This window comes from Lentzea albidocapillata subsp. violacea (assembly GCF_900100275.1).
Classification (GTDB): Bacteria; Actinomycetota; Actinomycetes; order Mycobacteriales; family Pseudonocardiaceae; genus Lentzea; species Lentzea violacea.
In genome coordinates this window covers 135,767-153,548 of sequence record NZ_FNET01000002.1, presented here as the reverse complement: position 1 = coordinate 153,548, position 17,782 = coordinate 135,767, and the positions used below count along the sequence as shown (strand labels likewise).

Sequence of the window (17,782 nt, the reverse complement as noted above, 5' to 3'; positions counted from 1 at the left end):
GCTCTGCCGGGCGGCCGCACACCCTGCTGCTGTCCGCTCTGCCGGGCGGCCGCACACCCTGCTGCCGGGCGGGTCGTCCGCGCCGGTGGTGAGTTTCGCGGTCACGCCGGCCGCGAAGTCTGATGCGCGAGTCAGCCTGGCCGCGTGCCGTCGTCCCGCAGGAACGGACGTCCGGACGCTGGTGCCGATCGCCCCTTCGGCGTCCTTGCCTTGCTTTGACCCGCGTGCTTAGTATGACGATTAGTCATACACCTGCGGGTGTGTTGCTCGAGGTGAGGGGCGAGCATGACGGAGTTGTCGGACGTTTCGGCGCGGCAGGCATCGCGGGACAGCGGCATCCCGCGACTGACCTTCGCCGACGGCGGGACCGCGGTTCTCGCCTGGCTCAAAGGGATGCGCGACGACCAGCCGGCCTGGTACGACGAGTCGAACGGCACGTGGAGTCTGTTCCGCTACAACGACATCGTCCGAGCACTGCGGGACACGGACACGTTCTGCTCCGACCCGTCCCGCTCGCTGCCGCCGGAGGTGGCGGAGAACGCCGAGGGGAGCATGGTCTCGATCGACCCGCCGCGGCACGGCAGGTTGCGCGGACTCGTGTCCCACGTGTTCACGCCGCGGCTGGTGGAACAGCTCGCCCCGCGGATCGAGGGGATCGTCGACGACCTGCTCGACCGGGCCCTGGCTGACCGGAGCGGGCGGTTCGACCTGGTGGGCGACCTCGCCTACGAACTGCCGGTGATCGTCATCGGCGAGTTGCTGGGGCTGCCCGCGTCCGATCGCGACTTCCTCGTGCGGTGCGCGGACGAGTTCTACGCGGTCGAGCACGACGACCCGTTCAACGGCGAGTACATGGAGTCCATGCAGTCCACTTTGGACGAACTGAACTCGTACATGCTCGACCACGCGCAGCTGCGCCGGCGCGAGCCCGCCGACGACCTGATGACGGCGCTCGCGCTGGCCGAGATCGAGGGCGAACGGCTCAGCGACAGGGAGATCCGCAACTTCGCCGTGCTGCTGCTGACGGCGGGGCACATCACGACGACCGCGTTGCTGGGCAACACGGTGCTGGCGCTGGGGGAGAACCCCGGCGTGATGGCGGCCTGGCGGGCGGGCACCGTGGACCCCGCCCCGGTGATGGAGGAGGTGCTGCGCCATCGCAGCCCGTTCACCGAGGTCTACCGCTTCACCACGACGGACGTGGAGATCGGCGGCGCGGTCATCCCCGCCGACCAGCTCGTGCGCGTGTGGCTCGTCTCCGGCAACCGCGACGAACGCCAGTTCGCCGACCCTGACGAGTTCCGGCTCGGCCGCACGACCGGCAGGCACCTCGGTTTCGGCATGGGGATCCACTACTGCCTCGGTGCCGGGCTGGCGCGGGTCGAGACGACCGCCGCGCTGCGGGTGCTCGCCCGGCGCACCAGGGAGATCACCCCGGTGTCCGACGAGCTGAAGTTCTACGACGCCCCCGGAATCTTCTGCCTGCGAAGCCTTCCGGTCACCTTCCACCGCTGACGGACCTCACGAGGAAAGCGAGCAGCGCCGATGTCGACTACCGACGACCAGGCCGCCGAGGCCAAGTACGACTACAAGGCCGACGAGGACATGCGCACGGACGTGTGGGACGAGAATCTCCACGTCGGATACTGGTCGGGGCCGGAGGACACCAGCGCGGTCGAGGTGGCGACGGACCAGCTCACCGACTTCGTGATCGAACGGACGCGGATCGCGGCGGGACAGCGGCTGCTCGACGTGGGGTGCGGGCTCGGCAAGCCGGCGCGCCGTGCCGCCGAACGGACCGGCTGCGGTGTCGCCGGCATCTCCGACGACCCCGCCCAGGTCAAGCGCGCCAACGAGGCCGCGGAGGCGGCAGGTGCGGCCGAGCAGGTGAAGTTCCTGCACGCGGACGCGATGGAGCCCCTGCCGTTCGGCGCCGCGGAGTTCGACGCCGCCTGGGCGATCGAGTCGCTCGTGCACATGCCGGACCGGGAGAAGGCGTTCCGCAACATCGCCGCGGTCCTCAAGCCCGGCGCCACGCTCGTGGCCACCGACTTCTTCGAGAACGTGCCCTTGGACGGTGCCCGCAAGGAGGCCGTGGACGCGTTCCTGGGCGTCGCCAGCCTCGGCCCGATCCCGCGCCTCGACGACTACCCCGCGCTGCTGCGATCGACCGGGTTCGAGCTGGTCGAGTTCCTCGACATCACCGAGAACACCCACCGCACGTACGCGTTGCTGCTGCAGTCGCTGTACGACACCGAGAAGGAGCTGCGTGCCGACCACGGTGACGCCGTCTTCGACGGGTTCGTGAAGGCGTTCAAGGGCTGCGCCGAATCGCTCGTGCCCCGCTACATGCTCTTCGTCGCCCGGCGCTCCGCCGACAGCTGACCCCGCAGCACGGCGACCACTTCCGCACGACCGTCCGGTCGTGCGTCGATGCCGCACGCGTTTTTCCTCCCCCGACAAGGAGAAGGTCATGAAGAAGTCATCGCTCGCCGTCTCGTCCGTCCTGCTGGCACTGGCGGCAACGCTGGTGCCGGCGTCCGCGCACGCCGGGCACCCGTCCGTCGTCGTGACCTCCGAGGGCGACTGCCTGGAGTTCGGCGAGATCACCCAGATCACCGTCGACCAGGCCCGTGAGCTCGTGGCATCGCGGTACAAGGTCCGCGAAGCCGAGGGCACACCGGGCAAGGTGAACGTCTACATGGGCGACTACTCGTGCTCGGGCATCTCGGTCAACGGCGGCCGCGCGAAGCCGACCATGATCACCATGGCGACCGTGGAGATCTCCCACCGCGACGGCGTCGAGCAGCCGTGGGGCACGACGCAGCCGCTGTGGTGGGGCACCAACCAGCCCGCGCTGACGAACGCCGTCCAGCGGCTCGGCGCGCCCGCCCGGCACGTCCAGGCGACAAGAAGCATCACACCCATGGCCAACGGAATGCGGTTAGTGCACAACAGGTACACCGGGTCCAATGTGGACCACGAGCGCTTCGCCGTCGTCGAGGACATCTCGTCCGAGCCGGTGCAGAACTTCCACACGCCGGTCGGGTACTACACCGGCACGAAGGGCGAGATCCAGTTCGTCTACGACATGCAGTTCCGCGCGAGGGAGCAGGCGGCGAACTCGATCCTCGTCTCCGGCCGCGACACCGACCTCGTCCACAAGTACGGGTTCCCGATCACGCTCACGTCGAAGAACACGCTGATGACCGGGAAGTGGAGCATGCGGGCCGAGCTCAAGCGCTGAGCTGACGTGCGCCCGGAGGAAGCGATGAACAACGAGGCAGTGCGCGAGACCGTGCACGGGATCCTGCGGCACATGTCTTACGGTGACGCGGAGGAGCTGTCCGACGAGGCGCGCATCGCCACGGATCTCGGGTTCGACTCGTTGCGGCTGCTCGAACTGGCCATCGTCATCGAGGAACGGTTCGAACTCGCCGCCGTCGACGTCGACGAGGCGCTCAACGTGTCCACGGTGCGGGAGCTCGTCGACCTGGTCACCGAACGCGTCAGGGGGACGGCGGCGTGAGCGGGCTGCGCGTCCTCGTGACCGGTGCGGCCGGGCTGGTCGGTGCCGAGGTCACGGCAAGGCTGGCGAACGAGGGGCACACGGTCCTCGCGCTGGTGCACACGCGGCCGGAGATCGTGCGCAACGACGGGCGAGTCGTGCGCACGGTCCCGATCGGACGGTCCGGGCCGGGACTGGTGTCCTGTGTGGCCGGTGACGTCACCAAGCCGATGCTCGGCCTGGCCACCGAGCGCTACGAGGACCTCGCCACCGGCCTCGACCGCATCGTCCACGCCGCCGCCACCACGGATTTCGGCCGACGGTGGGAGACCTACGAGTCGCTCAACGTGGACGGCACGCGCAACGTCGTCCGGCTCGCGGCGGAACGCGCGGTGCCCCTTGTGCACGTGAGCACGGCGTACGTCTGCGGGGAGCGCACGGGCCGGGTCCTCGAAGACGAACTCGATGTGGGACAACGGTTCGGCACCGGGTACGAACGCAGCAAGTTCCTCGCCGAACAGGAGGTCCGGGCCGCCGCCGTACCCGCGGTGGTGGTGCGGCCGAGCATGATCGTGGGCACCCAGGAGTCCGGGGTCATCCGGGACTTCAAGAACATGTACGTGGTGCTCAAGCTCTTCACACAGGGGCGGGTCAGGTCGGTGCCGGGCTACTACGACGCCCTGCTCGACCTGGTGCCGGTGGACTACGTCGCGGCGTTGATCTGCCAGGTGGTGAACCGGTTCGACGAGGCCCGCGGGCGTACGTTCCACGCCGTCGGGGCCGCGCCGCACACGTTGCTCGACGTGAGCAACGCGCTGGCGGAGTACCCGATGTTCGAGGTACCGCACTACGTCTCGCCGTCCGCGTTCGACGCCGGCGCGCTCCCGCCGGACGAACGCGTCTACTACCGGCGGATCATCGCGATGTACGAGAGCTTCTTCCGCCGGCGCGCCAGGTTCGACGACACGAACGCGGCGCGGCTGGCACCGTGGCGGCCGGCGGCGACCGGGGTGGACTACCTGCGCACGTTGCTGGACCACTGCGTGCGGGTGGGCTACCTCGGCCGCCCGGAACCCGGCATCGGCGACGTGCTGCGTCTCGCCGGGAGGCCGCGGTGATCGCCGCGACCCGGTACGTGCGGCTGCGGTTCCCGCCGCAGACGCACGGGCTCGCCGCGGTGCTGACCTACGCCACCGTCGTGGCACTGAGCGCTCGCGCCTGGCCCGGCATGGTCCCGCTGTTGCTCGGCGGCCTGACGTTCGTGTCGCTGTTCCTCTTCCTGCGCCTGGTCGACGACCTCGACGACGGGGCGGCGGACCCGGCGGGACTGCGGGCCGGCCTGGTCGCCGTGGCCGCCGCCGTGGTGCTGCTCAACCTCCACGACCTCCTGGCCCTCGCCCTCGCGGGTGGGGCATGCGCCGCCGCCCTCGCGGCCCCGTTCCTGCCGCGTCACGGGATCACACAGCCCGTGGTGCTCTTCGTCGCCTATGAGGTGGCACCGCTCCTGGTGCTCGGGTACGGCGGCGTGACGGCGGGAGTACCCCCGATGGTGGCCGTGGGGGCGGCGGTGGTGCTCTGGAGTGCTTACGAGTACTGGAAGTTCACCAGGAAGCTCGACGAGCCGGACTACCGGCCGTTCGGTCTGGGACTCGGTGCCCGGCTCGTCGCGGCGGTGGCGCTGTCGGCCGCTGGGGTCGTCGCGGCGGTCATCGCGGCACCGTGGGTGGTCGCGGTGGCCGTGGGGCTGATCGCCGTCGCCTTCGCGGCCGGGATGACCTCGTGGTGGAGGGCCGGTCGCCGCGGGCGGGCGTGGTGGTCCGGGCTGACCTACGTGCTCGCCGTCGACCTGGCGGTCCTGATCCTGTGTGCGACGTGGGGAGTGTGGGGATGACGGCCGTGACGAGCGAGGTGGACGGGGCCAAGGCACGCGGGCTGCGCGAACTGGCCGACGCCGGGTTCGTGGTGCCGCCGTGGCGCGTGATCGGCGCGGACGTCCTGCGCCGCCACCTGGCCGAGACCGGCCTGGCCGAACGGATCGCCGCCGAACTGCGCGACCTCACCGCGGACCGCGCGGAAGCCGCTGCCGAGGCCGTGGCGAGTGCGATCCTTCGGATGCCGCTGGCACCTGACGTGCTGGCCGAGATCACGGCCGCCGCGCAAGAGGTCGGGAACGGTCCGGTCGCTGTGCGGTCGTCCGGACTGGACGAGGACGGCCCGCGGTTCTCCTTCGCCGGTCAGTTCGACACGTTCCTCAACGTCGAGGGGATCGACGCGATCGCCGAGCACGTGCGGCGCTGCTGGGCGGGCGCGTACTCGGCACGCGCGCTCGCGTACCGGCTCGCGCACGGTCTCCCGCCGGGCGGCTCCGGAATGGCGGTGATCGTCCAGCGGCTGGTGGCCGCGGAGAAGAGCGGCGTGCTGTTCACCGCCAACCCGATGTCGGGCGAGCGGACCGAACGCGTCGTCAGCGCGGTGTTCGGGCTCGGCGAAGGACTGGTCGGCGGCGCGGTGGACGCCGACACCGTCGTGCTCGACGCGGCCGGCCGCGTCCTGCGGGTCACGGTGGGGGAGAAGCGGGAGCGGTACGACCCGGACGCCGCCGGCGGGTGCCGGGTGACCGAAACCGCTGTCGCGGCAAGGGAAGCGCTCGCGGTCACCGACGCCGAGCTGCGCGCGCTCGGTGAGCTGGCCGGGCGGATCGAGAACGCCCGCGGCGCCCCGCAGGACGTCGAGTGGGCGTTGGCCGAAGGCACCCTGTGGGTGTTGCAGAGCCGGCCGATCACCCCTGGTCTGGACGAGCCCGGCGAGCTGCACGTCTGGGACAACTCCAACATCATCGAGAGCTTTCGCGGCATGACCTCGCCGCTCACGTACAGCTTCGCGCGCCGGGTGTACCAACGCGTCTACGAGGAGTACTGCCGCGAGCTGAAGGTGCCTGACGCGCAGTTGAGCCAGGCGCGGGAGTGGCTGCCCGCGCTGCTCGGCTACTTCCACGGGCGCGTCTACTACAACCTGCTGAACTGGTACCGGCTGGTGCGCCTCGCGCCGCTGTACCGGCTGGGCCGCCGCAGCCTCGAGCTCACCCTCGGGGTGGAGGAGTCGCTCGACCCCGAGCTGGCCGACGGGCTGTACCCGTTCACGTTCGGTTCGCGGGCGGAGGAGATCCTCGTGACCGCGCGGTCACGACTGCGGTTCGCGACGAGGTTCGCCCTGGTCGAACGCACCGGCGAGCGGTTCGTCGAGGACTTCTACCGCACCTACGAGGAGTTCGGCGCCACGGACTACGACGCGCTGACCGCCGACCAGGTCTACCGCCGCTACCAGGCGCTCGAACGCACCCTGGTGGCGCGCTGGGGCAGGGTCGCCGTGCTCGACGCCGTCATCGGGCTTTCCTTCGGGACGCTGCAGCTGCTCAACCGGCGGTGGCTGCCCGACGCCCCGCTCTGGTTCAGCTGGGCGGTGGCGGGCCCGGCGAACTCGGTCGAGTCGGCGGGGCCCGCGCACCGCATCGCCGAGCTCGCGGGTGTGGTGCGGGCCGACGACGAACTGCGCCGCATCGTCACCGAATGCGAGCCCCGGCAGGCCAGAGCGGCGTTGCTGGAGGGCGGGCACACCGCGTTCGTGTCCGAAGTGGACGACTACGTGGCGCGCTACGGCGACCGCAGCCTGGACGAGCTGAAACTCGAGGCGCCGAGCCTGCGTGACGACCCGTCGACGTTCTTCCCGATGCTGCGCGCGGCCGTGGCGTCGGTGGAGAGCATGACGGGACGGGCCGATGTGGACGCTGTCCTCAAGGCCTTGTCTCCTGCGAAACGCCAGGTGTACGAACGGGTCCGCGGCAAGGTGCGCAGGGCGCTGGAACTGCGCGAGCGCATCCGCTTCTGCCGCACTCGCGCGTTCGGGACGGCGAAGGTGATGGTGCGCGCGATCGGCCGCCGGTTCGCCTCGCTGGGTCTGCTCGACTCGCCGGAGGACATCTTCTGGCTCTACCTGGAGGAGATCGGCGGGTGCTTCGACGCGTCCACTGTGGACGTCGACCTGCGCGCGCTCGTCAGTTCGCGCAAGGCGATCGCCGAGTCGGACCGCCTGCTGACCGCGCCGTCCCGCTTCACCACCCGCGGCGCCGTCGGCACCACGGCGAACCGGGTGGCGTGGGCCCGTGCCGTTCCCGGAGGAGCCGCGGCGGCGACTGGGGCGGAGCTCACCGGTGTGCCCGCCGGACCGGGCAGGGTGCAGGGCCGCGCGAAGGTGGTCGACCTGCCGTCGGAGGCTCAGGGCGACATCCTCGTCACCTACCGCACCGATCCCGGCTGGGTGGCATGGCTGCCGTCGGCGTCGGGCCTACTCGTCGAGCGCGGCAGCCCGCTGACCCACGTCGCCATCGTCGCCCGTGAGCTGGGCGTGCCCACCGTGGTGCAGGTCCCCGGCCTGACGACCCGCGTGCGCGACGGCATGCGCCTCGACGTCGACGGCGCGACCGGGACCATCCGGGTGCTGGCCGGGCCGGAGGAGTCGTGATCATCGATCGCGCGGAGCTGACCTCGCTGCTCACCGAGACGCTGGATCTGGTGGACGCGCCACCGGGGTGCGGCGCGGTGCTGGAGGGCTCGATCGCCGAGGGGTTCGGCAACTCCGCCTCGGACGTCGACTTCCTGCTGCTGGCCGACGACGACCACGACCACCCGACGATGCCCACGATCGTGTTCGTGCGGGGCCGCCGCGTCGAGGTACGCACCCGCTCGTTGCGCCAGGTCCGCGCGCAGGCCGACGCGGTCTGTGCCCATGTGGCCGCCGGGTTCGGCGCGCTGCCCGCGGCGTTGCTCGACCGGTGCCAGCGGCTGCGCGGTGCCGTGGTGCTGCGCGGGGAGGACGTCGTGCGGCGGGCGCGAGAGTGGCCCTTGTCGTTGCCCGAGGTCGTGGCGGGCTGGTACGCGCACCACAGCAGGCAGGCCATGCGGCACGCGGTCGCGTCGCACGTGCTGGGGGAGGAGCACGAAGCGTTGGCGTGGGCCGGAATCGCGGCGCGGCACGCGGCGAAGTCGTGGGTGGCCGCGCGCGGGGAGACCTATCTGGAGCCCAAGTGGCTCGACCAGCAGTTCGACCGGCTGGCCGCCGGGGGCGACGCGGAGGCCATCCGGCTGCGTGAACGGCTGGCGGGGTTGCGTGGCGGACAAGCCGGTGACGCGGAATCCGCACGACCGCCTGACGAGCCGGTGAGGCCGTACGACGGCGGGTGGGCCGGCACGGGCCTTGGTGAGGCGGAATCCGCACAGCCGCTGGACGAGCACGCCGCGCTGGTGGCGGACTTCGGTGTCGACGGATGCGCCGCCGACCCCGAACAGGTGCTGCTCGGCCTGCGGGCGGGTGTCACCACCTGGCCGATCGGCGACCGGCTGCACGTGGTGCGCGACCGGGCCGACGTCTTCGTCCTGGACGCGCCCGCAGGAAGGGCATGGCGCTCGATCGCACCAGGACGTCCGGTCGGCGAGGTGCTCAGGAGGGCTCCCGGACCGGCCGCGAGCGCGCTGGCCGAGTTCCACCGGATCGGGCTGGTCGAGCTGCTCTGGCGCGACGGCGGGCCGATCGCCTCCGCGCAACCGTGGGCACCGGCCGAACCGGTCACACCGCCGCCGTCCACCCGGATGCCGGTGCTGGGCCTCGCCGGGGCCGCCGCCGACGGGCACGTCGCGCTGGTTCCGTTGCCCGCCAAGCGGTTCGCGGCGGCGGGGATGGCGCAGGTGTGGTCCCACATCATGATCGAGAACGCGCGGGAGGACCTGTCCGGGGCACTGGACGGCGGGCAGCGGGAGGTGGCGCGGACGAGCGGGCTGCGGTTGCTGCACCACGCCTGCCGGGCGTTGCTGAGCGCGTGCGGGATGAGTCCGCTGCCTCCCGACGCCGCGATCGTCGCCCGGCTGGGCGCGCTGACCGCCGTGCCGGCGGAACTGACCGCGCAGGCCGCCGCCGTCGAACGCGAACTCGCCGGGGACGAGTGGGAGTTGTGGGCGGAACGCCTGGACAAGCTCGTCGCCGGGGTGCGCGACCTCGTGCGGGCCGAGGTGTTCCCGGCCTCGTTCGACTCGGCCGCCGCCTGGGAGGCCACGCTGCGGATCGGGCACGACTGGATCCGGCTCGGCGCGTACCTCGACGCCGACTTCCCGATCGAGGAGGCCCGCGACCTCCTCACGTCCGGTGGGGCCCAGCCGCACCGGCGTGGCGGCGGGTGAGCGGGTGTTCGTCGCGCTGGAGGGAATCGACGGGGCCGGGAAGTCCAGCACCGCCACCGCCGTGGCCGACCGGCTCCGCGGGCGGGGCCGGACGGTCCGGCTCGTCCGGCACAACGCCGCCGCACCGGACGACCCGTTCGTCGCCGAGTACCTGGACGGGCTGCGCGCGTTGCAGCAGATGTCGTTGCGCGGCCCGTACTTCCGGCTCGGCGACCCGCACTGGGTGCTGATCAGGGCGAGCTACTACGCGCTCGTCGACCGGTGCGTGATCACCCCGGCGCTGGAGCGGGGACACGTCGTCGTCGCGGACGGCTGGTTCCACAAGTTCGTCGCCCGCATCGCCGCGGGTGGTGTGCGGGCGCGCGGGGACTTCGACCGGCCGGAGCAGATCCTGCCGCTGTTCGCTCCGGTGCGGCGGCCGGACCGCGTGTTCCTGCTCGACACCCCGGTGACGACCGCCGCCGCGCGCCGGATGGCCGACGTGAACCCCGGCGAGCTGGGGCCGCAGCACGCCCAGACCTCCACCCCCGAAGCGGCCTTCGTCACGTACCAGAGCGCGGTGCGCGGGCACCTGCTGTCGATGGCGGTAGCTGGCCGCTGGCACGTCGTGCGCACCGCGTTGCGGGACGTGGACGGCATCGCGGCCGAGGTGTGCGCCGACCTGGAAGCGCTGCGGGAGGCGGGATGAACGTGGACGACTACCGCGCGGAGATCCGCCGGGTGATCGCCGGGTTGGTGCCCTGCATGCCGTCCTGGGAGGAGGACGGGCACCTGCCGCGTGAGCTGTTCCGCGCTCTCGCGGCGGCCGGTGCCTTCCGTGAACGGTGGGCGCTCGGCCCGGTGGGTGGCCTACCCCTGGCGCGGGTGCTGGTGGAGGAACTGGCCGTGCACAACGCAGGCGCGGCGCTCGCCGTGTCGTTGCACAGCGAGGTCTTCCTGCACGCCCTGCACCGTGCCGGCGGTCAGGCGGAGATCCTCGAAGGCGCGCTCGACGGGTCGGTCATCGGGTGCGCCGCGGTCACGGAGCCCGGTGCCGGGTCCGACGTACCCGCGGTGACGACGTCCGCCCGGCGCGAGGGCGATCGGTGGCGGTTGACCGGCACCAAGTGCCTCATCACCAACGCCGGCCGGGCGACGCATGTGCTGGTGCTGGCCAGAACAGGCGACGCGCGGTCGTTCGGACTGTTCGTGGTGCCGCTGTCCGGCGTGACGCCCACCCGGTTCGTGCCGACGCTGGGAGTGCGGTCCGCGGACACCGCCGTGCTCGACCTGGACGTGACCGTGCCCAGCACCGCCGTGGTCGGCAACCCCCGTGCGGGACTGGTGCAACTGCTGCGCGTGCTCGACTTCGAACGGCTGGCGGCCGCGGCCGGCCTGATCGCCACCGCACGGGCGGCCATGGCGCTGGCCCTGGCGCACATGCGTGACCGCACCGCTTTCTCGGCACGTCTGTTCGACCACCAGGTATTGCGGCACCGCATGGCGTGGCACTGGGCCCGCGTGTCGGCCGTCGCCGCGCTGCTCGACGTCGCGATGACGCCGGTACACGGGGACGAGGTGTCGCATTCCGCTGTGGCGGCCGCGAAACTGGTCGCCGCCAGGGACTGCGCCGACGCGGTCGACGCGGCCCTGCAGGCGTTCGGCGGCCGCGGCTACACGGAGGACTTCCCGCTGGCGCGGATGTACCGCGACGTCCGGCTCACCCGGATCGGCGGCGGCACCGACGAGATGCTGTGCGAGGTGATCGCCGCCAACCTCGACACCGACGACTCGCTCAGCGCGACGCTGGTGCGCGGGATCGCCGAACGGGGCGGGTGGTGACGGTGCCCGCCACCACCCGCCGGCCCCTACCGGCCGTCGTCCCCGTCGGGGTACGGGTTCTGCATGAGCGCGAGCGTCGCCCCGGCCGGGTCCTTGATCAGCGCGAAGGCACCCGGCCCCGCGCCCGCCGGTGCGCGCACCACTTCGCCGCCCTGCGCGGTCACCTTCTCGAGGCTGGCCGGCAGGTCGTCGACCGCGACGTAGGTGAGCCACTGGGGAGGCAGGTCGGCGTTGCCACCCGCCTTGCGGCAGATGCCCGCGACGGGAGTGCCGTCCGGCGCCAGCATCATGTAGTCGTCGTGCGTGCCCATGCTCAGCGGCTCAGGTTTCCAGCCGACGACCTCGGCGTAGAAGTCCCGCAGGCCGGGGGCGTCGGTGATGGTCAGGTCGAGGCCCACGATCGTGCCGGCCCGGTTTCGCTTGTCCGCCATGAGAATTCTCCTCGCTCACTTGCCCGTGTTGTCGGCCCACCACTGGGACCACCGCTTGTCGAGCAGGGAGTACACGTCGTCGGCCAGGCCATAGGTGCTCAGCAACGCCATCGACGTCCCGGCCGGGTCGGTCGCGGACGGCCCGGTGCCGGCGATGATCAGCAGGCCCTCGCCCCAGGAGTCGACGGTGACGCCGAGCTGGTGCTCCGAGCGGAACCACACCTCGCCCTCGATCGCCTCACCGGCGAGGGTGGCGGTGTAACGGCTGCCCGGCTCGCCCGCGGAGTCCAGTTCCAGGCGCTCGATCACGGTGCCCGAGTACGTCTGGCGGTTGCCGAAGAACAGCGTGCGCCGCTGCTCGCCCGGCTTGCGCTCCAGGGCGAACCGCAGCTGCTGCAGGAACGAGGTCCAGCCCTCGGTGACGTCGTCGTAGTACGCGTCCCACTCGGCGTCGCCGCTCAGCGGTGCGCGGACCAGCGTGATGCGCACGGCGTCGCCGTCCTCGCGGATCTCGAACCGGTCACCACCGTTCGGGACGAGCGTGTGGTTCTCGGCGTCCTCGACGACGTCGGTGAAGTAGATCGAGTCGAGCTCGGCCTCGAGCTCACCGGACTGCCACGCGTGCCACTGCCTGATCACGTCCTTGTCGCGCAGTGCCCGCCAGGCGGCGTCGACCGTGGTCGTCACCCGGATCTCCAGCCGCGGGGTGTCGGTGGCCTGGACGTCACTCATCGGTTCTCTCCCTGTTCGTTCGGTTTGGGGGTCGGGTGACCGCCGATCACGACCCGGTACTGGCGGCCGTCCGGCGTGTCGTAGCGGGCCGCGATCTCGCGCAGCGCCGCGGTCAGCTCGTCGGTGAAGCCGTGCACGGCCGCGGGACTCGCGAACCGCACGTCGGTCTCGGCGGTGAAGGTGAGCAGGCGCTTGCCCGTCTCGTCGGCCTTGACCTGCATCCGCGCGACGTCCCGGACGGTCGCGGCGGCGACGTCGACGAGGTGCTCGGCCGCGTACTGGTCCTGGATCAGGCTGAGCTGGGCCGGGGAGTCGTCGTCGTGGCTCACCACCGTCGGATCCACGACGAACGCGCCCGGCCGGGCCCGCATGATGCGCTCCACGCACCCACGGCGCTGCCGCTCCTCGACCAGCTCGACCAGGCCCGCCGTCTCCAGCGCGCGCAGGTGGTAGTTGACCTTCTGCCGTGGCAGGTCGAGCGCCGCGGCGAGCTGGGTCGCCGACGCGGGCTCACGCAGCCTGGCCAGCAGTTTCCGGCGCAGTGGGGCCAGCACGGCCGCCACCGCGTCCGGGTCGCCGAGGTAGTTCATGCCACTGCCCATGGACCCATCGTTCATTTGACAATTTCATTTGTCAAATGAGGTCACACGATTGGGGGAACGGGCGAAACGGACAGGTCAGCGCACGACGACGAGGTGCTCGCGGCGGGGGACCAGCTCGCCGATCACCGGTGCGCCGGGGATCTCGCCGGCCAGCAGCAGGCCCCCGGACGTCTGCGCGTCGGCGAGCAGCACCGCGGTGGTCTCGTCCACGCCGCCCAGGTCGCTGTGCGGGCGGACCCACTCCAGGTTGCGCCGGGTACCACCGCTGACGAAGCCGTCGCGCACCGCCTCGAACGCGCCGTCGAGCACCGGCACCGCCGAGCTGTCGATCACCGCGGTCAGGCCGCTGGCCCTGGCCAGTTCGAGGGTGTGGCCGAGCAGCCCGAAGCCGGTTATGTCGGTGCCGCACCGGATTCCGGCGGCCACCGCGGCCCGTGCCGCGATGGCGTTCAGGGTCACCATCGTGGCCACGGCGTTGGCGAACACCTCGCCGGTCGCTTTGTGGCGGGTGTTGAGGACACCGATCCCCAATGGCTTGGTCAGCGACAGCGGTGTGCCCGGTAGGCCGGAACTGTTGCGCAGCAAGCGATCCGGGTGGGCGATGCCCGTGACGGCCATGCCGTACTTGGGTTCGGCGTCGTCGATGCTGTGGCCTCCCGCGACCGGGCACCGCGCCTGCGCCGCGATCTCCGCCCCGCCGCCCAGGACCTCGGCGGCGAGTTCCATCGGCAGCGTCGCGCGCGGCCAGCACAGGAGGTTCACCGCGAGCACCGGCTCACCGCCCATGGCGTAGACGTCCGACAGGGCGTTGGCGGCGGCGATGCGGCCCCAGTCACGGGCGTCGTCCACCACCGGCGGGAAGAAGTCCACTGTGGACAACACGGCGCGTTCGCCGTCGATCCGGATCGCCGCCGCGTCGTCCCCGGTGCCCACCAGCAGGCCGGGGAACGCGGGGATGGCCTTGGCGAGGAGGTCCTCCAGTTCGCCGGGAGGGATCTTGCACGCGCAACCGCCACCGGCGGCGGTCTCGGTCAGTCTGGGAGTGGTCATGACCTGACCTTGGCAAGCCAGGAGAAGTCGATGTTCCGCTGGCTTGCCGATCCTGGACAGCGCCGGGGAGGCGTATCCGGTCTGGTGACCGGCGCGGTCTTCAACACCGACGGGCGGCAGGACCTGCCGCCGGCGGGTTCGATTCCCGTCCGCCTCCGCCACAGACGACGGTGGAGGCTGCATGTCGCGGCGGACCATCCCGAGCACGGGTGCGCTGCTCGCCTCCTCGCCGTTGCGCGAGGCGGTGGCGGTGCACGGCCGTGCGGCGGTCAAATCGGCGATCCACGCGGCACAGGAGGCGGCACGGGAAGGCCGGCTGAGTCCCGCCGAGGTGCCGGAGGCCGCGATGGCCGCGCTCGCCCGTCACGCCGCGCGCCCGGTGCTGAACGCCACGGGAGTGCTGATCCACACCAACCTGGGACGCGCGCCGCTGTCGGCCGCCGCCCGTGCGGCGCTGGCCGCCGCCGCGGGATGGACGGACGTAGAGTTCGACCTCACCACCGGACGCCGTGCCGCACGTGGCAGGGGAGCCCTCGCGGCCCTGTGCGAGTCCGTGCCGGACGCCGGGGCGGCACACGTCGTGAACAACAACGCCGCCGCGTTGCTGTTGTGCGCCTTGGCGCTGGCGCCGGGACGCGAGATCGTGATCAGCAGGGGCGAGCTGGTCGAGATCGGCGACGGCTTCCGCATCCCCGACCTGCTGACCGCCGGGGGAGCGCGGCTGCGCGAGGTCGGCACCACCAACCGGACGACCGCGCGTGACTACACCGCCGCGATCGGACCGGACACCGGGTTCGTGCTGAAGGTGCACCCGTCGAACTTCCGCGTCGAGGGCTTCACGTCGGCCGCGAGCGTGGCGGAGCTGGCGGGCTGCGGGGTCCCGGTGGTCGTCGACATCGGCTCCGGGCTGCTCGCGCCCGATCCCCGGCTGCCCGACGAGCCGGACGCGACGACGGCACTGCGGTGCGGCGCGGCGCTGGTGACCGCGAGCGCGGACAAACTGCTGGGCGGACCCCAGGCGGGGCTGTTGCTGGGCGACCGGGACCTCGTGACCGCGTTGCGCAGGCATCCGGCCGCACGGGCGTTGCGGGCGGGGAAGCTGGTGCTCGCCGCGCTGGAGGCGACGCTGCGCGGTCCGGCGTCCCCGGTCGCGGTGATGTTGTCGGCGGACGTCGCTTCGCTGGAGCGCAGGGCTCACGCGCTCGCTTCGGCCGTGGGCCGCGCCGAGGTGGTCGCGACCACCTCGGTGGTGGGTGGCGGGGCGGCGCCGGGCGTGCGGCTGCCCAGTTTCGCCGTCGCCCTGCCGGAACGGTTCGGCGCGGCGCTGCGCGCGGAGCGGGTCGTGGGTCGGGTCGAGGGCGGGCGGTGCCTGCTCGACCTGCGTACGGTCGATCCGGCCGACGACGACGCGCTGGTGCGTGCGGTTCTCGCGGCTGGCGCTCCGCCTGCCGGCGCTGACGGGCTGGGGCGTGCGGTCCTCGCGGCTGGCGCTCCGCCTGCCGACGCTGACGGGCTGGGGCCTGCGGTTCTCGCGGCAGGCGACCCGCCGTGCCGGTGATCGTGACGGCCGGCCACGTCGACCACGGCAAGTCCGCGCTGGTCAGGGCGTTGACGGGGCGAGAACCGGACCGCTGGGCGCAGGAGCGGGCCCGCGGGATGAGCATCGGCCTCGGCTTCGTGTGGACCCGGCTGCCCAGCGGTGCCGAAGTGTCCTTCGTGGACGTTCCGGGGCACCGCAGGCTGGTGGCCACGATGCTCGCCGGAGCCGCACCCGCGCCGGCGGTGCTGTTCGTCGTGGCCGCGGACGAGGGCTGGTCCGCCCAGTCGGCCGAGCACCTCGCGGCGCTGGACGCGCTGGGCACCGGCCGGGGCGTGCTGGTGGTCACCAAGTCCGATCGCGCGGACCCGCGGCCAGCCGCCGCCGAGGCCCGCCGCGCACTCGCGGGCACCTCGCTCGCCGGCATCCCCGTGTTCGCGGTGAGCGCGTTGACCGGCGCGGGTCTGCCGGAGTTGCGTGCGGGCCTGGACGCGGCGGTGGCGGGCCAGGACGAGGCGGCGGACGACAGCGCGGACGTGCGGCTCTGGGTGGACCGCTCGTTCACCGTGACCGGCGCGGGCACTGTCGTCACCGCGACCTTGGCGGGTGGTTCGGTGCGCCTCGGTGACCGGCTCCGGTGCGCGCGCACGGGCCTGCTGCTCCGCGTGCGGGGCCTACAGGTGTGTGAGCGCCCGGTGGCCGTCGTGCGGCCGGTCCGCAGGGTGGCCGTGAACGTGGCGGGCGGCCGGGTGGACGTGCGGCGCGGCGACGCGCTGCTCGCGCCGCCGGAGGCGTGGCGTCCGGTGGACGAGTTCGACGTCCTGTGGTGTGGCGGTCCGCCGCGCGCTCAGTCGCTGATGGTGCACTTCGGCACGGCGGCCGTGTCTGTGCGGGTGCGCGCGTTGGGGCCGGGAGCGGCGAGGCTGCGGACCGCGTGCGCTGTGCCGGTGCGGCCCGGTGACTGGATGTTGCTCCGCGATCCGGGAGGTGCCGGGTCGCCGGTGGGTGCGGTGGTCGTGGACGTGTGGCCCGCGGAGCTGACGCGCCGGGGTGCGGGGGTGCGCAGGGGCGCGGAACTGGTAGCACTGGCCGGCCGGGAGGTCGACCTGCCCGCGCTGGCGGCGGATCTGTTGCACCGCAGGCGGTTCCTGCGCGAGGACGACTTCCGGTCCGCCGGCCTGCCCGTCACCGGACGGCCGGTCGCCGGAGGATGGCACGCGGACCCGGCCACGTGGGAGTCGCTCGCCGGCCAGGCGCGGGACCAGGTGGCCGGCTGGTGCGCGGAACGGCCGTTGGTGCGGGGGATGCCGTTGCCGGTGCTCGCCGATCGGCTCTCGGTGCCGTCGGCCGGGGTCACCCGCGAACTCGTGCGCGCCGCCGGTCTGTCCGCGCAGGACGGTGTGGTGGCGGGACGTGCCGCGCTACCGGACGCTGTCGAGAAGGGACTCGCGACGATCACGGAGTCGTTGCGGCGGAACCCCTTCCGTGCTCCCGAGGCGCGTCAGCTCGCGCAGGCGGGCCTCGGAGCGGCGGAACTGGGCAGTGCGGTCCGAGCGGGCCGGCTGCTCCTGCTCGCGCCCGGTGTGGTGGTGCTGCCGGGCGCGGAGCGGCTGGCCGCCGAGGTGTTGCGGGCAATCCGAGAACCGTTCACCGTCAGCCAGGCGCGCCAGGCCTGGGACACGACCCGCCGCACCGCCGTGCCGCTGCTCGAGCTGCTGGACCGAGCGGGTGTCACACGACGGCGGCCGGACGGCGCGAGAGAGCTCTCGTAGGCATTTTTCGACGTTTTTACGCTCGATTGCTCGATTAGCGCACTGCGTTGACTGGGGCCGTGAACCCGGCTTTAGTGGAGACAGCGTTGAAGAGCAGCCCGG

Annotated in this window: 16 protein-coding genes and 1 tRNA gene; 13 read left to right on the top strand and 4 right to left on the bottom strand. The window is 72.3% G+C overall.

Annotated elements, in window-relative coordinates:
- The first annotated feature begins 285 nt into the window (after positions 1-285).
- From BLR21_RS05740 to BLR21_RS05695, 10 genes are all read left to right on the top strand, one after another.
- Complete coding sequence (locus tag BLR21_RS05740; protein WP_090004657.1) at positions 286-1,515, top strand: cytochrome P450; 1,230 nt, start codon at positions 286-288, stop codon at positions 1,513-1,515.
- Positions 1,516-1,545: 30 nt separating this feature from the next.
- Positions 1,546-2,385 carry an SAM-dependent methyltransferase gene (locus BLR21_RS05735; protein WP_090004656.1) on the top strand — a complete coding sequence of 280 codons (840 nt, stop codon included), beginning with the start codon at positions 1,546-1,548 and terminating at the stop codon, positions 2,383-2,385.
- An 88-nt stretch (positions 2,386-2,473) separates the two neighbouring features.
- Positions 2,474-3,247, top strand: coding sequence for a hypothetical protein (locus BLR21_RS05730; RefSeq protein WP_090004655.1), 774 nt, complete (start codon positions 2,474-2,476; stop codon positions 3,245-3,247).
- Positions 3,248-3,271: 24 nt separating this feature from the next.
- Positions 3,272-3,529 (top strand): acyl carrier protein, encoded by a 258-nt coding sequence (locus BLR21_RS05725; protein ID WP_090004654.1) that lies wholly within the window; start codon positions 3,272-3,274, stop codon positions 3,527-3,529.
- Positions 3,526-4,626 (top strand): SDR family oxidoreductase, encoded by a 1,101-nt coding sequence (locus BLR21_RS05720; RefSeq protein WP_090004653.1) that lies wholly within the window; start codon positions 3,526-3,528, stop codon positions 4,624-4,626. The genes BLR21_RS05725 and BLR21_RS05720 overlap by 4 nt, the downstream gene beginning before the upstream one ends.
- The gene (locus BLR21_RS05715; protein WP_090004652.1) at positions 4,623-5,399 is read left to right on the top strand and encodes a hypothetical protein; all 777 of its coding nucleotides are present in this window, start codon (positions 4,623-4,625) and stop codon (positions 5,397-5,399) included. The genes BLR21_RS05720 and BLR21_RS05715 overlap by 4 nt, the downstream gene beginning before the upstream one ends.
- Positions 5,396-8,026 (top strand): phosphoenolpyruvate synthase, encoded by a 2,631-nt coding sequence (locus BLR21_RS05710; RefSeq protein WP_090004651.1) that lies wholly within the window; start codon positions 5,396-5,398, stop codon positions 8,024-8,026. The genes BLR21_RS05715 and BLR21_RS05710 overlap by 4 nt, the downstream gene beginning before the upstream one ends.
- The gene (locus tag BLR21_RS05705; RefSeq protein ID WP_090004650.1) at positions 8,023-9,735 is read left to right on the top strand and encodes a hypothetical protein; all 1,713 of its coding nucleotides are present in this window, start codon (positions 8,023-8,025) and stop codon (positions 9,733-9,735) included. The genes BLR21_RS05710 and BLR21_RS05705 overlap by 4 nt, the downstream gene beginning before the upstream one ends.
- Positions 9,701-10,423 (top strand): dTMP kinase, encoded by a 723-nt coding sequence (locus BLR21_RS05700; RefSeq protein ID WP_090004649.1) that lies wholly within the window; start codon positions 9,701-9,703, stop codon positions 10,421-10,423. Before BLR21_RS05705 ends, BLR21_RS05700 begins: the two co-directional genes overlap by 35 nt.
- Positions 10,420-11,556: an acyl-CoA dehydrogenase family protein gene (locus BLR21_RS05695; RefSeq protein ID WP_090004648.1), complete on the top strand. Its 1,137-nt coding sequence runs from the start codon at positions 10,420-10,422 to the stop codon at positions 11,554-11,556. The genes BLR21_RS05700 and BLR21_RS05695 overlap by 4 nt, the downstream gene beginning before the upstream one ends.
- A gap of 26 nt (positions 11,557-11,582) precedes the next feature.
- Here the strand turns inward: BLR21_RS05695 and BLR21_RS05690 are convergent, their stop codons facing one another.
- The 4 genes from BLR21_RS05690 to selD all read right to left on the bottom strand — a co-directional run bounded on the left by BLR21_RS05690 (position 11,583) and on the right by selD (position 14,371).
- Entirely contained in the window at positions 11,583-11,987 is a 405-nt protein-coding gene (locus BLR21_RS05690) for a VOC family protein (protein WP_090004647.1), read from the bottom strand.
- 15 nt (positions 11,988-12,002) lie between these two features.
- Positions 12,003-12,719, bottom strand: coding sequence for an SRPBCC family protein (locus tag BLR21_RS05685; RefSeq protein ID WP_090004646.1), 717 nt, complete (start codon positions 12,717-12,719; stop codon positions 12,003-12,005).
- Positions 12,716-13,321, bottom strand: a complete 606-nt coding sequence (locus tag BLR21_RS05680) for an ArsR/SmtB family transcription factor (RefSeq protein ID WP_090004645.1) — start codon at positions 13,319-13,321, stop codon at positions 12,716-12,718. The genes BLR21_RS05685 and BLR21_RS05680 overlap by 4 nt, the downstream gene beginning before the upstream one ends.
- A gap of 75 nt (positions 13,322-13,396) precedes the next feature.
- Positions 13,397-14,371, bottom strand: coding sequence for a selenide, water dikinase SelD (selD, locus tag BLR21_RS05675; protein ID WP_090004644.1), 975 nt, complete (start codon positions 14,369-14,371; stop codon positions 13,397-13,399).
- A gap of 66 nt (positions 14,372-14,437) precedes the next feature.
- Here selD and BLR21_RS05670 point away from each other — a divergent pair.
- The 3 genes from BLR21_RS05670 (at position 14,438) to BLR21_RS05660 (ending at position 17,680) form a co-directional block, all read left to right on the top strand.
- Positions 14,438-14,532 (top strand) — tRNA-Sec (locus BLR21_RS05670).
- Positions 14,533-14,552: 20 nt separating this feature from the next.
- Entirely contained in the window at positions 14,553-15,929 is a 1,377-nt protein-coding gene (selA, locus tag BLR21_RS05665) for an L-seryl-tRNA(Sec) selenium transferase (protein ID WP_090004643.1), read from the top strand.
- Positions 15,920-17,680 carry a SelB domain-containing protein gene (locus tag BLR21_RS05660; protein WP_090004642.1) on the top strand — a complete coding sequence of 587 codons (1,761 nt, stop codon included), beginning with the start codon at positions 15,920-15,922 and terminating at the stop codon, positions 17,678-17,680. The genes selA and BLR21_RS05660 overlap by 10 nt, the downstream gene beginning before the upstream one ends.
- Positions 17,681-17,782: the final 102 nt, after the last annotated feature.